Consider the following 14,963-nt stretch of genomic DNA (forward strand, 5'->3'; position numbering starts at 1 on the left):
GGTTTACTGCTAATAGAGAAGTTAGGCAATCTACTTAAATTACGGCCTACTGAAGAGTTCCGAATTATGGAAGGTAGTGAACTGAAAGTCACACTTTCCTATGGTCCCAAAAATTAAAGAGAAATGAAAATCAATCGACTTCTTTCCTTTGTGTGATTGACCTGGTTTTCGGCGCTCAATAAGCTGGAATTCATTTCGAAGCTGATTGGGAAATTTTTGTCTTAGCGAGGAAATAGATTTGAAAAGCAAAGTTTTTAACGTCGAAAATGTTCGAGCCCTAGAGTTTTTATTAAGGATAGGCGTCTTTATGGAGTTTCTGGGACACGGCGCATTTGGTTTGATAACAAAGGCTGCTTGGGTTCCCTATATCACAGTGTTTGGTTTTTCTGAAGCTATTGCTTGGAAACTAATGCCGGTGATTGGTGGTATCGATATTTTTATCCTTGGATTGTCGGCGCTACTTTTGCCTGTTCCGGCGGTGATTTTATATATGAGCTTCTGGGGTTTGTTTACGGCCTTCCTAAGACCTCTAACAGGAGAAGGGATTTGGGAGTTCGTTGAAAGAGCTTACAACTTTGGAGTTCCCTTCGCACTATTCTATCTCTACAGAGGTGCAACAGCGAACTGCAAATTTTTCCGAGTGAATAAACCTGAGGGTTCGTTTTTAACTGCTCGTCACACAAGAGCTTTGATTAATATTTGCAAATTCGTATTAGCTGGAATGTTGATCGGTCACGGTGCAATCGGTGTCTTCTATGAAAAGAAAATTTTCATAACATTGTATAAATCTATTGGTGTTCCCGAAGATACGTTGCAAATATTCAAATTGTACGTGGGTTATTTTGAGATCTTGCTCGGGATCCTATGTCTTTTCGTCGAGAATATTTACTTTGTTCTTTTTATTTTCCTTTGGAAAGTTTTGACCGAAGGAATTTACTTTATTGCTCCGGTTAAAGGCGGTTACTTTGAGTTTATGGAACGTGGCGGCTCTTACACTGCGCCGCTTGCAATGATTTTCTTGCTGCTTTGGCTAAAAAAATCACACCAAAACACATAAAAAGAGAACCGGAAACGGTTCTTTTTTATTTCTGAATGAAACCATCGAGGTGACTGACAATAAGGCCAATCAACAAGTGCTATGTAGGAGAGTTGTTGATATAGTTTCTGATATGTTGCGGAGCTTGATATTTCATATGACAATAACGTCAGTGGAGTTCGTTGATGGAAGAACCAAAGATAGAAACGATAGAAGCGATAGAAGAAGAGACGGCGCTAAGTCCCACGGTCAAGCGACTGGGGCTTGTTTCTTTTCTTGCGGATGTATCGAGTGAAATGCTTTATCCAATTACACCGATTTTTTTAACTTCCGTTCTCGGAGCTTCAGTTTCCTCTGTGGGATTAATAGAGGGTGTGGCCGAAGCAGTTGCAAGTCTTCTGAAAACATATTCTGGTTTTTGGTCAGATCGAACTCAGCATCGAAAACGGTTTATTTGGATCGGTTATTTATTGGCTGCCATTGCCAAGCCTCTTACTGGAGTTTCTCAATCTTGGGCTCATGTCCTTTTCGCCAGATCGTTTGATAGAACAGGAAAAGGGATCAGAACTGCTCCAAGGGATGCATTATTGGCAGAGTCTGTGCCTGTTCACTTGCGAGGCGCCGCATTTGGATGGCATCGATTTATGGATACGCTGGGTGCTACTTTCGGTCCGTTGTTAGCAATTGTTTTTTTAAAATATACGAGCAACATGAGATGGATTTATTTCGTAGCTTTTATTCCTGGAATTTTAGCGGTATTTGTTGCGTTGGGTTTAAAGGAAAAGAAGCATGAACGAGTTTATTCAGCTCATAAATTAGGGTGGGACTCCTTTTTCGCTCTGCCTTCTAATTTTAAGTACTATCTTTTTTCGTGGACTCTCTTTTCACTGGTAAACTCTAGTGACGTTTTCCTGCTGTTGAGAACTCGGCAGGCCGGAAATGCACTGGTTGAAACTATTTTGCTTTATTGTTTCTATAATCTTACGTATGCATTGTTCAGTCCCTATTTGGGTGGTCTTTCAGATAAAATTGGTCGTAAAAAAATTCTTATATTTGGTCTTTTGATTTTTGCGGCTGTCTACTGTGGATTTATCTTTGCTTCCGCTGAAGTTCACTTCTGGGTTTTATTTGGAATCTATGGCCTGTATATGGCAGCTACAGATGGAGTGGGTAAGGCCTTGGCTATTGATCTTCTTGATAAAGATAAAAAAGCAACGGCAGTGGGGTATTTGGGAACGGCAACTGGAATATCGACTTTGATAGCGAGCACCGTTGCGGGCCTTTTGTGGGACCACTATGGATCTTATGCAACGTTTGGTTATGGTTGTATCGGCGCAGGTGCCGCTTGTATTGCTTTACTATTTCTGAATCAAGAGAAGCGTGAGAATATTCCGTCGAGGTAGCAAGTGACAGAAAGCAAGGGTCTGACTTCCGCAGAAGTGGACATGAAACGACATGAGTTTGGCTGGAATGAAGTTGCTGAAAAGAAACCTCAGCGGCTGGTTCTGTTTTTAAAAAAATTTTGGGGTCCTTCGGCGTGGATGATTGAGTTGATCGCCATCGTTTCAATAGCGTTGCATAAATCGAATGATGTTATAATTTCAATTGGGCTATTAGCAGTCAATGCTATCATTTCGTTCTTCGAGGAACAGCATGCTGAAAAAACGGTAAGTCTGCTTAAACAGCGATTGCAGATTGCCGTAACAGTTTTAAGAAATGGCAATTGGGAACAGCATCCTGCCCGAGAGCTTGTGCCTGGAGACATCGTTCGTATCCGCTTGGGTGATATCGCACCCGCAGATTTAAAGGTGCGAGAAGGCGAGCTGTCGGTCGATCAATCCGCATTGACCGGCGAGTCCGGAGATATTTCCAAAACGACGAACGAGATAGTTTATTCTGGTTCCTTGGTAAGACGAGGTGAAATTACTGCAGAGGTGCTATCAACTGGGGCTAAAACTTATTTTGGCCGTAACATAGAGTTGATTCAATCTGCTCGTCCGAAACTTCACATGGAAGAAATTGTTTCACGTTTAGTGCGTACTCTATTTCTTGTCGTCAGTCTATTGGTCTGCATCACCTTCTTTATTTGTATTTTTCGCGGGGAATCTTTAGGCGAGATCCTGCCATTGAGCCTAGTGCTTCTTATGAGCGCGGTTCCCGTGGCTCTTCCTGTGATGTTTACAGTCAGTACCGCTGTCGCGGCTAAGACTCTGGGACGAAAAGGAGTTTTGGTAACTCGTCTTAGTGCTGCCGAGGACGCTGCGACGATGGATACTTTGTTCGTTGATAAAACAGGTACCATTACGCAAAACCGTTTGACGGTGGCCGAGCTGAAACCGGTGATGGCAGGTGGAGAACAAGATCTTCTTAAGTGCGCAGCGCTTGCTTCTGACCACGCAACTTTGGACTCTATAGATAAGGCTATTTTAACTTATTGTGAAGATCGCCATATCGATACTGAAATAGAAAAACGAACTCAATTTATTCCTTTTTCTCCTGAAACTCGGCGTATCGAGGGTGTTTATGGCGAAGCGGGACGGAAGATGATAGCGACCAAAGGAGCTCTTCGAGAAGTGCTCCTTTGGTCTAATGCGAATGCAGAGACAGTGGATAAAATGCAAGCTCTTGCAGAGCAAGGGGCCCAACAGGGGTTTCGTTCAATAGCAGTTGCAAAATCATCAGAGGAAAAAAAACAATTTTTGGGTCTTATTTTTCTTCAAGATCCTCCTCGATCTGACTCGCAAGATCTCATTAAAAAACTTAAAGACCTAGGTATTCAAATCATGATGCTGACAGGGGATACTCAACCGGTAGCACAAGAAATTGCAAAAAGAGTTGGATTGGGCAAGATCCTTGTGTGGCAAGAAGGTATGAAGTTAAATGATATCTCGGGGGGGCTTGCTCAAGTCTTTCCGGAAACAAAATATCGGGCTATTGAAGTTGCACAGCAGGAAAAGCATATTGTTGGAATGACGGGTGACGGAATCAACGATGCACCAGCCTTGAAGAAGGCCGAAGTGGGTATAGCTGTTTATAGCGCTGCTGATGTTGCAAAGTCCGCAGCTAGCGTCGTCTTAACGACCGAAGGGCTATCGGGAATTGTTGATCTGATTGAAAATGGACGAGCCGTCTTTCAGCGAATTCAAACTTGGGTTCTTAATAAGATCAGTCGAACTGTTCTTAAATCTGGATTTGTCATCGGCGCATATCTGATATTTGGAAAGTTTGTCATCTCGGCGTCGGCGATGATTTTAATCGTATTTATGACTGACTTTGCTAAGATTTCACTATCAACGGATAACGTGCGAATTTCCTCAAAACCTGATACTTGGGAACTTCGTCCTTTAGCTATCTTAGGTGCTTTGCTAGGTGTGGCGATGGTCGTTGAATCGCTGGCGATTCTGTGGATAGGAATTCATCTTATAGGTCTTAAAGGCTTCCAGATCCATACGTACAGTTTTCTAGTTCTTCTTTTTATGGCCATATTCTCTGTAACATCAGTTCGCGAAAAAAAATGGTTTTGGTGTTCGAGACCCAGTTCACTTTTAGTCGGCGTCCTTGGGTTGGATATAATTTTGGGCATTGTTATTGGTATTCTGGGGCTGTTTGAGTTGCCAGGAATTGGGGCCTTATCAACTTTTGAAGTGCTGCTTCTTTCTTTTGTTTCTGCTTTGCTAATAAATGACGGCGTAAAAATTCTTTTAAGAAAACTTCTATTTAAACAAGATAAGTAGATTTAGAGCTCTAAAGGCAATGGAGTGAGTGTAAGAAATCCGGCCAGACAGAAAATGACCATAATGATGATAAGTTCAATCCATGATTCTTGATAGATGCCTGAAATAAATTTTTTCTCTTCACTTGGCTTCCATCTTGCCAAGTGGATGAACTGATTTATTGAAGCTACGGATAAGGTTATAGTGAAAAGCAGAATTTTTCCGACGACAATTTTTCCGTATGTAGTCGCGAAAGGTGATAACCAAGAGACTCCCGAAAGGACACTCATTCCGATGCCTGTTATGGCAATGATTGTTGTCGAGAAAATGGCAAAGATGGAAAATCTTTTAACAACACGGTAACTGATCGAATTATCTATTTCTAAAAACATGTTTCTTCGACGAAGCCAATTGATGAGAGTCCAAAGTCCTCCAGTCCACACGCCGACGGCGAGGGAGTGCAAAAGGCCCATGATCATTCTGATTTCTTTGTAATTCGGTTGTGAAGCCGCGTGGCTCGCAAGTACAGAAATAACCGGAAGGATGAGAGCTAGAAATATAAATATGCAAGCAGAGATCTTGTTGTTCTTGGCCTTGCGAGATATTAGCAATGCCAGGAACAGGAGCGCAATTCGCGCACACCACAGATGACCGAGTGTTGTAGTGCTCATAGCTGTCCAAATTTCAGCGAGAGCCCAGGATTCTGTCATATTGTATGCTGATGCAAACATCCAAAGAATGGATGATATCAACGTGGGAAGTAATAACTTTCGATATCGATTGTTATCGATGCTTGCGGCGACAGAACCACCGGCGGGAAGTATAAGAAAGTTAAAAACGATACTACCTACCAATAAGTAGCCAAATAAGTAATCTAAGCCATGAACGACTCCAAGAATCCCGGTCATCGCTATTTTTTCTCTGGGATAACGGAAAAAAGATAGCTACCTTTGACAGGATGACCATCGGTCCCTACGGCTTTCCATTGAACTTCGTAGGTGTCAGCAGTTTCGTTGGATTTAAGAGCAACTTCGATAACATTTTTTTTAGAGTCGGCATAAGCAATCTTACCGGTGCTAAGGACTTCCTGATTACTTTGTCGACGTACTTCTATTTTGCTCATAGTGAGTTCTAAATTTTCTGAGAATGTCAGCATGACTTTGTTTGGAAGCTTTTTAACTTGGGCGCCCTTTGCTGGCTCTGAATTTTGCAGGTGAGCATGTGCAAGAGCCAAAGGAGCGATTAGAAGTGTGAAAATTGAGATGAAGACGGCTTTCATTATCGACCTCTTTATTTTTGAACTTCAAAGTTCAGAATTTTTTCTGCCTTATCCGGAAAGATAAGTTTGATTGCCCAAGGCCCTTTCATGGAAAACGGAGCTTTGATTCTATAGAGTCCTGCGGAGATTTCTTTTACAGCCGGTGTCTCTGTTCCCATATCCATGCTAGTCATGTAAACTTCCGATTTCAACTGCAGACCTTTTGCAATCTTTTTTGATTTCTTCTCGGTGATTAGAATGTCGACCGTATTAGTACCGACTTTTGCCTTCGCGGGCTGCTTAATTTCAAAATCAAAATAGTCGCGATCTTGCGATGCCTGTTGAACTGAAGGGGTGGACGTGGATTGATGACTGTCATTCATTGCCATCTCCATGCCTTCCATTCCCGAGCCCTCGACCATCATAAGATTCATCATACGCACGGCTGGTTCTTGATCTCCGAAGCCGCGTTGAGATTCAAGATCCTGTCCCTCTTGAACGGTGAAAACTTTTTTCGGAGAAAGAATGGGCATCGAGACCATGCCTTCTGTTCCAGCAGTGGAAAGGGAACTTGTCAGAAGAACCAGAGAGGACAAGAGCGCACAGATCATCATTTGTTTTTTCATGTTAAAGATTTCCTCTTAATTTGGAATATATTGGTGTTGCTGGTTAAGGAGGTTGCGACGAGGACTGATATGCTGATTAAAGATCGTATCGAAATTAAATATGAAACCAACGTCGACACTTTGTTCATAGTCGATGCCTCTAGATTGAACAGCCGCTAGTTGAGTGTTTCTCCACTGACCTTGATATTGAACTGCCAAATCAAATCCTTGGCCTAATCGCTTGACGGCTGAAAGAGCTGCTCCCCAAGAGTTAGCTTCAGTCACTTTAAAATAATTTTTATAGGCAGCCGTCAGCGCGATTTGATAGCCACCTTTGCCAAAGGGACTATTGAGATATCGCAATGACAACGCCGTTGAGTTGGAGTCCGCCTGAAATGTATCGGAAATATTTTGGAATGTGGCTAGATTGCTTCCCAGACTCAGAATGTCTAAAAGCCGCAAATCAATCAGATCAGTAACACTTTCATTGAGATTAATGACTCCGCCGGCACCGATCTGACTTATACCAGATGTTCCGTTGGAGTTGATGTTGATGTAGTCATAACTAAGCCCCCACGAGGGAACTCGGTCAAAGACTTCAAGGCCCGGGGGAGCTAAATATTGAAATGTTATACCCGCAGAGTTGATTCCAGTATTAGAGGTTCCATCGACACTGTTGATAAGATGCTGAACATGAATGTTCTCGAAATAGCTTAGGTTTTGATTAAGCGTTGCGGAGACGACATTGGAATAACGATGCTCTTCTGTGTTTTCTCCATTTGAAAGAGGATTTAGGGGATTCAGAAGTGTGATGAGGTCATCACCTCGAATCGTTGGGAAATCCACGAGATGCGCTGACGGATTGTCTGTTCGTCCTGCGAGGAATTCCCAACTGGCGCTTTGATAATCAACGAAAGCCTGGTGAATAAAAAAATTCGTACTAGTGTTATTTGCGGAATTGGCTGCATCCGTGGTGACTCCACCAAAAGTAAAACTTCCAATCGCCTCATCATAAAGTCGTTGTGAGGCTCCCACTAAAAGTGAAGAGTCGCTAAAAGAAATGCTACCCTGTCCATCGCGTTCGGCCGTTCTGCCATAATTGACAGTTCCCACTCCGACAGCTGCCAGTTCAATTTGTGGTGACAGGCTTTGGTCTTCTGGGATTGGAACAGGCTGTGCCATAGTGGCCCAGGACATGAGTGGCTTCAATAGAATCAATAAGCAGAAAAGTTTTTTCATGAGCTCACCTGTACGATCTCTGGAACATTAACGCCGTTTTGTTTTGCATCCTCATACATCAGCATGGTCATCATGCCGCCGGGAAAAGATCCATTGTTGGTTGTTGATAGGTCGCTGTGATCATGAAAGTGCCAGAATCCAGGATTCGTGCCTTGAATAATAATGTCTGAGGTTGTCCCTGGAAACACTGGAATAGTGTTCATGCGCACTGGGTTTGCAAGAGGGGATCCATCTTGAGAGACATGCCAGAAGTCGTGCCCATGAAGGTGCATAAAGTGAGGCATCATCCCTGCACCGACCAAGCGAACGCGAATATTTTCGCCAGATCGAATCATCAGCTCATCGGTCATTGGATAAGATTTTCCGTTGATCATAAAGAAGTTAAAGTTAGGCGGTTTGGTAATTCCAGCTCTTGATGCCGCATAGGGTGGTATATAGCCGTCTTTGACTGCATCAACGAAAGCCTTTTTATTCATGAACCATCCCATCATTCGACCGTTCATTTCTTTCATGAGTTTTGGAGACTCATTCATCTTTTTCATCATGGTCATTTCTTTTAGCATTTTCTCCATTTGTGATTCGACCATGATTGTATCGACTTCGCTGAGGCATAAAGTGTACTCCCTTTGGTAAGGGAATAGCTTTTTGATAGGATCCTCTTTGGGTTCGATGATGAGCGCGCCAAACATTCCGGCCTGAACATGCAAGTTGGTCATATTGTGGCAGTGGTAAAAATGTGTTCCGGCAGGCTGAGCGCGGAAAAGATATTTGAATGTCTGATTGGGGCCAACGCCCCACTGAGTTCCGTTGGGAACGCCATCCATTTCGTTTGGCACCATGATTCCGTGCCAGTGGATCGTATGAAATTCAGCAGTTTTATTTTTGAAATTAACAAGAACCCAGTCATTTTCAGGAACCCGTATTTCTGGTCCTGGATAAGTGCCATTATATGTAAAGGCGTGAATTTTAATCCCAGGGACAATCTCATGAACTGAAATATCGAGTTCAATATCGAACTCGTGAACTTTTTCGCCGGCTTTCGGGGATTGTCGAGGAGGATACGCGGGAACTGTATCTTTGGGATTAAATCCATTCGTTGACTGAGGGGTTTTTGCGGCAGCCTGTGCGGTGGAGCCTTTTAATAGGACTCCCATGCTGGCGGCAAGACCACTGACCCCTGCCGTTGAAAGAAAAGAACGTCTCGAGATTGGATTCGATTTATCTGACATGAAATGACTCCTCGTCAGGAATAGGATGCAGCATCGACTTTTGTGACAAAATATGAATCCTTTTTATCTAAATGGATATACCCCATGTGGGTATATGTCAACAAGGTTCAATTTTAAGAGGTAGCAATTTCTCCTAAATCATGATACCCTAGTGGGGTATACGCAACATCCCCAGTGAGGTTTCGATGAGAAAAAACAAAGCAGAGCTTCATCCAGATCATAGTACTCATAAGAAGCGTTTGAATCGAGTTCGCGGACAAATTGATGGAATCGAAAAGATGATTGATGAGAGACGTTATTGTCCCGACATTCTTATTCAGCTTAGGGCTGCCTCTAAGGCATTAGAATCTATTGAGGCCGAAATTATGCAAACTCACATCCATGGATGTGTAAAGACAGCTATTAAATCTCGGGATGAAAAAGAAGTTATTAAAAAAATTGAAGAAATAATGACTCTTGTAAAGAGGTAGGCTTGTTTTATGACGGTCGAATCTAAAAAAGAAATTGAATTGCAACTTATAGGCATGTCTTGTGTGAACTGTGCCTCGCGGATTGAAAAGACATTGAATGACCTTGAGGGGGTTGAGGCCTCTGTTAATTTTGCGACCTCAAAGGCGCTTGTCAAAGTCGGATCTCCGTTATGGAGTACAGATATTCTCGTAAAAAAGATTCAAGATCTTGGCTATCAAGCCTTCGAGGTGAATGATGACTTTCATGATGCAAGCAAGAATGATTTGGTGGCGAAAGAACGGCTTCATGAGTGGCGCCTTTTTTTAATTTCTTTAATACTGACTATCCCATTCATCGTTGAAATGGTGTTGATGATGATCGCAGGAGATCACCGGGAATTTATGCCGCGGTGGTTGCAGCTTATTTTAGCAACGCCTGTTCAGTTTTGGGTGGGATGGCGATTCTACCGCGGTGCCTTTTACGCCTTAAGAGCTCGAAGTGCCAATATGGATGTTTTGATCGCCCTAGGAACGACCATGGCCTATGTTTTAAGTGCATTGGTCACATTGCTAAACTGGCATCATCAGCATGTGTATTTTGAAGCAAGTACGGCTGTAATCACTCTTATTCTGGCCGGAAAGGTTCTCGAATCTCGCGCAAAAAGTAAAACTTCCCAGGCATTGGAAGGATTGGTGCGTCTTCAGCCAAAGACAGCTCTTGTCGAGAAGAATGGTGTTACCACGGAAATTGAGATTGGTCATGTTACTGTTGATGATATTGTTGTCGTCAAAAATGCGGAAGCCATTCCAGTGGATGGAGTCGTTATTTCCGGATCTTCCACCGTTGACGAGTCTATGTTAACGGGTGAAAGCATTCCAGTTGAAAAAAAATCTGGGGATAGAGTCTTTGCAGCAACTCTGAATCACAACGGTTCACTGCGTGTCAAAGCGACGAGTGTGGGGAGTAGGACTCAGTTGGCGCAGATCATAAAAATAGTATCGATGGCCCAGGGATCTAAAGCGCCTATTCAGAAATTGGCAGATAGAATTTCTGCGATATTTGTTCCGACAGTTGTGGGAATCAGTCTTTTAACTTTTATAGGAACCTGGTTTTTCACTGGAAGTTTATCGGCGGCTTTTGTTGCAGCAGTCTCTGTGCTCGTGATTGCTTGCCCGTGTGCTTTGGGTCTTGCCACACCGACTGCTGTTGTCGTGGGTGTTGGTAAAGCGGCAAGCGCGGGAATTTTATTCAGGGACGCCAAAGCCCTTGAGGTGGCTGAAAAAATTAATGTGCTTGTCTTAGATAAGACGGGGACTATTACTGAAGGAAAACCTGCCGTAAGTGAAATTCGCGTCACCGGAAGTTCTTCGCTATTAGAATCGTTACAAGTAGCGGTTAACCTAGAAAGCGGATCATCGCATCCACTGGCAGAAGCTGTTGTTGATGAGGGTAAGAGAAGGAATATATCTGCGTCTCCAATAGAGGATTTCGTTTCCTTTGTCGGTCAAGGTGTGCAAGGACAAATGAACGGAAAGAAATATCTTTTAGGTCGCCCGACGTGGATTTCAGAACGTCAATTGGTGAATCACGATATAGTGACGGATCTAGAGTCTCGAGGTCAAAGTGTTATAGTTCTGGCAAGCGAGAAGGAAGTCATGGCTTATATAGCTATTGCAGATAAAGTTCGCGAGTCCTCGAAAGAAGCCGTCCGACAAATGATTGCTAAAGGATTGAGTGTTATTATGTTAACGGGAGATAACGAAGGAACTGCGAAAGCCATCGCTGAAGAGGTCGGCATCAAGGAGTATAAGTTCGGAGTTAAGCCCGCAGATAAAGCCAACTTCATTGTTGCTCTTAAAAGGAAAAACTTGACGGTGGCTATGGTGGGCGATGGTATCAACGACGCCCCCGCGTTGGCCATGGCAGATGTTAGCTTTTCTATGTCTTCGGGGACCGATGTGGCGATAGAGACGGCAGATGTGACTCTGATGAAGAATGATTTATTATCTGTTTCAGCCGCGATAACTCTGTCGAGAATGACTCTAAGAAAGATACGCCAGAATCTATTTTTTGCCTTTTTCTATAATATTCTGGGAATTCCTTTGGCTGCATTGGGCATGTTAAATCCCGTTATCGCCGGCGGGGCTATGGCTTTAAGCTCTGTCTCTGTCGTCACCAATTCATTGCTATTGAAGAGAGAGAAAACTTAATAGAGGAACGTCAGGAAAAAATTGGATTATTAGAAAGAAAAAAGGAGGGGATGTCCCTCCTTTTTTTGTTTTCTTATTTTAGAACAGTTACGGAAAGAGGAACGGTCTTCAATTCACCTTTATCGTTGAGTTGAATCCAGATGCGATAATCGCCGGCGGTTGGAAAAGTGGCGTGAAGCATTCCTGTGTTGGGATCGTTGCCTTCCATCGGATGAACATGGGTGAGCTCGCTGCCATCTGGTGACACCGCAATAACATGGGCAAAAGCTCCTAGATAAGGCGTTATTTCCGGCGCGGTTCCGTCCTCTCTGGAAATTGTAAAGTTAATCATCGCCATTTTTCCGGCTCTTAATTTATTCCCTGCAAGCTCAACGATAGTTCCTTGGTCAGAGCCCTTTCTGTGATCGCCAAGAGCAGTAACTGGTATCTCCGGTTGACCACCTTGAATTTGTGCATTCACAAAGGTCGAAAATTCTGGACCATTCAGAGTTTGTCCCTGGGCCCAGAAAAAATATGTCCCATTCACAGGAAGATTCAATTCCACACTCCATTTATTGCCATCAAAGATAGGGTGGACGTGATTAAATTCTTTTAAAGATGCATCGTAGGCGATGAAATGCAATTTTTTAGTGTGATCTTCTGTCAAATCTTGATCTGAAAGCGGTTTTGCATCCTGATCTAAAAGATCAAAGCTGTATTGAATAGTGCCAGCATTTAGGGTTCCTTGAGTTAAGGGTCTAATCTGAATTCCATGGCTGCCTGATCCATCCGCAAATGCATGGAAGGAAGTTAACGTCATCACAAGTCCTAAGATAAGGCTTTTCATAGTTAATTCTCCGATTTGAATAAGATAATTCGCTCAAATTAGAGATACCCATAAGGGGTATCTTTTGCGAGTCAAAAGCAATGCGTTAGCTTGAGAAGTTCATTCCCAAGAGTCAAGTGCGTGAAGAAGTGAAGATTGTCGGTCTTTTGAACAGCTCCAGCATGATTGCCGGCCCTCATTCTTTGATAACTAATCTTTTCTTCAATGCCTCTGCGGCGGCGTTGATGCGTAACCATTTTGCCTCGGAAATATTTCGAGAAGATTTAGCCATCATCGAAAGACGTGGATTTTTTAAGAAGAACTTCTCGTGCTTGCGGACAAAGCCCCAGTAAAGCCCATCGACGCCATCACACCAATCGCCTTGGGGGTATCCACCCATTTTTCTCAGATAATTTGAGCCACAAATATAGGGTTTTGTCGCGAAGATACCGCCATCTGAAAACATTGCCATCCCATAAACATTGGGCCCCATAACCCAGTCGGAAGAATCTACGAACATTTCCATGAACCAACGATAAGCAGCATCGGGATGCACCTCAAGAAGTAGCATCAAGCTTCCTGCGACCATGAGTCTTTCGATGTGATGAGCGTAACCTCTTTTTACAACTCGTCGAATGGTTTCGTCTAAGGGAGGAATCCCCGTACTTCCTTCATACCAAAGTTCACTTAACTTGTTTTGATGGCCCCAAAAGTTTTTCGTCTTTTGCTCAATATCGAAATTTTGATAAATGCCTCTAATGAACTCTCGCCATCCAATGATTTGGCGAACGAATCCCTCTAAGGATGGCAGCGGAATGTCTTGTTGTTGGCTAAAATGAATCGCTTCATCGATAACTTCATTCGGAGTCAGCAAACCACAATTCAAAAAAGGAGTTAAAACAGAATGAAAAACAAATTCAGAATGCATTGGAATGGCATCCTCGAAAGGCCCAAATTGAGCTAGGCGCTCCGTCAGGAAAATATGAAACCAAGACTTTGCACCTTGACGGTCTACTGGAAGCCAAAATTCCTCTGCGTCCCCAGGGTGTTCGGAGAAATTTTCGTTAACGAGGTTGATGACGGTTTGAACTATAGGCGAATTGATGGGGTTGGGAAGGCTCGGAGTTGGTTGATTTTTGGGTAGAGCCAGTCGATTTTCAGTATCGAAGCTCCAGATTCCTCCGGTGGGCGCGCCAGCGTTTACGAGGATCTTTAATCGCTTTCGTTGGTGTTCATAGAATGTCTTCATGAAGGGTCTTTTATGCTGACTTAAATAGGCCTTAAACTCAGGTCGTGACGTGAGAAACATGGGGCTTTCGAAACATCTGAACGGAAGCTTCTTTTTCTTAAAAAAGTTGATAATCCGAGTTTCAAAAAATTTATCTTCGATTTCAAACCCAAAAGCACTTGTAACAGGATTATCTTTCAGCCATCTATCCAACGCATCTTCGTAAGAAATTGAATCGTGTCCTATCTCCTGGTAGTGAACTTTATACCCGGCTTTTATCAATTCATCCCGATAAGTCCTCATAGCGGCAAAGAAAAATATAATTTTGTGCTTGTGAAAGCGATAGTAGGTAGCAAGCTCCCTGTCTTCCCGCATAAAAAATAGAGTGGACCTTTTGTCGATTTTAATTTTGGCTAATTGTGCAGGATCAAATAATTGATTACCTAACACCAAAAATAGGTTCATAAGCTTTTTTCCATTAAATATTTTATGTGCTTATACAATGATAACGTTTTTGGGAGGGAGCTTTGATGATCGTAGTTGCCTTCTTCTATTTTGTATAGTATATTCTATACAAAATAGAAGAAGTTCTTGCGATGAGGAAGAAAGATATGGTTATGAAATTTTTCTTAGGCTTATTTGCGGCGTCGGTTCTTTTGAATTTCAATGCTTCATTTGCGGCGGAACAATCTGACCCTGAGGTCGTTTCGAATGTAAATTTCAACAAATATGAGGGCTTTTGGTATGAAATTGCACACGCCCCGAATTTCTTCCAGCAAGGTTGTTTACGTTCCGCTGCTGAATATTCTATTTTGAATGCAAATTCTGTTTCTGTAAAAAACACTTGTTATAAATCAGACGGGTCAACTAGTGATATTGAAGGCACGGCTACAGTTGCAGATCCTACAATCCCAGCAAAACTCAAGGTGCGCTTCAACATTTTTGTTCGTGGTGACTACTGGATTGTGGATCTTGATCCCAATTATCAGTGGGCTGTTGTGAGTGGGCCAAGGAAGAAGTCATTATTTATTTTGTCTCGTCAGGCGCCAATGGATGCGCAATTACTAAAAGGAATCATTGATAGATTGAAACAACGTGGTTTTGAAACCGACGATCTTATCTATGATCAATATTAATTCATGAGATATATAGGGACTATTATCATTATGTTATCTCTCGGAGGGTGCGGG

13 protein-coding genes are annotated in these 14,963 nt (G+C 42.8%); 6 read left to right on the top strand and 7 right to left on the bottom strand.

All coding sequences use genetic code 11. The annotated features are described in order from the left end of the window. The first annotated feature begins 307 nt into the window (after nucleotides 1–307). The 3 genes from VF412_RS17160 to VF412_RS17170 all read left to right on the top strand — a co-directional run bounded on the left by VF412_RS17160 (nucleotide 308) and on the right by VF412_RS17170 (nucleotide 4,770). Nucleotides 308–1,057, top strand: a complete 750-nt coding sequence (locus VF412_RS17160) for a hypothetical protein (protein ID WP_331340493.1) — start codon at nucleotides 308–310, stop codon at nucleotides 1,055–1,057. Between the two features lie 164 nt (nucleotides 1,058–1,221). Then, complete coding sequence (locus tag VF412_RS17165; RefSeq protein ID WP_331340494.1) at nucleotides 1,222–2,439, top strand: MFS transporter; 1,218 nt, start codon at nucleotides 1,222–1,224, stop codon at nucleotides 2,437–2,439. A 3-nt stretch (nucleotides 2,440–2,442) separates the two neighbouring features. After that, nucleotides 2,443–4,770, top strand: a complete 2,328-nt coding sequence (locus tag VF412_RS17170) for a plasma-membrane proton-efflux P-type ATPase (RefSeq protein ID WP_331340495.1) — start codon at nucleotides 2,443–2,445, stop codon at nucleotides 4,768–4,770. A gap of 2 nt (nucleotides 4,771–4,772) precedes the next feature. Here the strand turns inward: VF412_RS17170 and VF412_RS17175 are convergent, their stop codons facing one another. Genes VF412_RS17175 through VF412_RS17195 form a run of 5 tightly spaced genes read right to left on the bottom strand, consistent with a single transcriptional unit; the run spans nucleotide 4,773 to nucleotide 9,080 of the window. Then, nucleotides 4,773–5,657, bottom strand: coding sequence for a copper resistance D family protein (locus tag VF412_RS17175; RefSeq protein ID WP_331340496.1), 885 nt, complete (start codon nucleotides 5,655–5,657; stop codon nucleotides 4,773–4,775). Nucleotides 5,658–5,659: 2 nt separating this feature from the next. After that, complete coding sequence (gene copC, locus VF412_RS17180) at nucleotides 5,660–6,028, bottom strand: copper homeostasis periplasmic binding protein CopC (protein ID WP_331340497.1); 369 nt, start codon at nucleotides 6,026–6,028, stop codon at nucleotides 5,660–5,662. An 11-nt stretch (nucleotides 6,029–6,039) separates the two neighbouring features. Then, nucleotides 6,040–6,633, bottom strand: a complete 594-nt coding sequence (locus tag VF412_RS17185) for a FixH family protein (protein WP_331340498.1) — start codon at nucleotides 6,631–6,633, stop codon at nucleotides 6,040–6,042. Nucleotides 6,634–6,648: 15 nt separating this feature from the next. Further along, nucleotides 6,649–7,851, bottom strand: a complete 1,203-nt coding sequence (locus tag VF412_RS17190; RefSeq protein ID WP_331340499.1) for a hypothetical protein — start codon at nucleotides 7,849–7,851, stop codon at nucleotides 6,649–6,651. Beyond that, nucleotides 7,848–9,080: a multicopper oxidase family protein gene (locus VF412_RS17195; protein WP_331340500.1), complete on the bottom strand. Its 1,233-nt coding sequence runs from the start codon at nucleotides 9,078–9,080 to the stop codon at nucleotides 7,848–7,850. Before VF412_RS17195 ends, VF412_RS17190 begins: the two co-directional genes overlap by 4 nt. Nucleotides 9,081–9,265: 185 nt before the next feature. Between VF412_RS17195 and VF412_RS17200 the strand changes: the two genes are divergently transcribed. Together VF412_RS17200 and VF412_RS17205 are read left to right on the top strand one after the other, a co-directional pair. Continuing rightward, nucleotides 9,266–9,550 carry a metal-sensitive transcriptional regulator gene (locus VF412_RS17200; protein ID WP_331340501.1) on the top strand — a complete coding sequence of 95 codons (285 nt, stop codon included), beginning with the start codon at nucleotides 9,266–9,268 and terminating at the stop codon, nucleotides 9,548–9,550. Nucleotides 9,551–9,559: 9 nt separating this feature from the next. After that, complete coding sequence (locus VF412_RS17205) at nucleotides 9,560–11,740, top strand: heavy metal translocating P-type ATPase (RefSeq protein ID WP_331340502.1); 2,181 nt, start codon at nucleotides 9,560–9,562, stop codon at nucleotides 11,738–11,740. Nucleotides 11,741–11,813: 73 nt separating this feature from the next. Here VF412_RS17205 and VF412_RS17210 read toward each other — a convergent pair whose 3' ends face one another. After that, entirely contained in the window at nucleotides 11,814–12,566 is a 753-nt protein-coding gene (locus VF412_RS17210) for a hypothetical protein (RefSeq protein WP_331340503.1), read from the bottom strand. A 175-nt stretch (nucleotides 12,567–12,741) separates the two neighbouring features. Beyond that, nucleotides 12,742–14,238: a cryptochrome/photolyase family protein gene (locus VF412_RS17215; protein ID WP_331340504.1), complete on the bottom strand. Its 1,497-nt coding sequence runs from the start codon at nucleotides 14,236–14,238 to the stop codon at nucleotides 12,742–12,744. A 146-nt stretch (nucleotides 14,239–14,384) separates the two neighbouring features. On the opposite strand from VF412_RS17215, the gene VF412_RS17220 reads away from it, so the two are divergent. Beyond that, nucleotides 14,385–14,909: a lipocalin family protein gene (locus VF412_RS17220; RefSeq protein WP_331340505.1), complete on the top strand. Its 525-nt coding sequence runs from the start codon at nucleotides 14,385–14,387 to the stop codon at nucleotides 14,907–14,909. The last annotated feature ends 54 nt before the right edge of the window (nucleotides 14,910–14,963 follow it).

The sequence above is a fragment of the Bdellovibrio sp. genome (assembly GCF_036384735.1).
GTDB lineage: Bacteria > Bdellovibrionota > Bdellovibrionia > Bdellovibrionales > Bdellovibrionaceae > Bdellovibrio.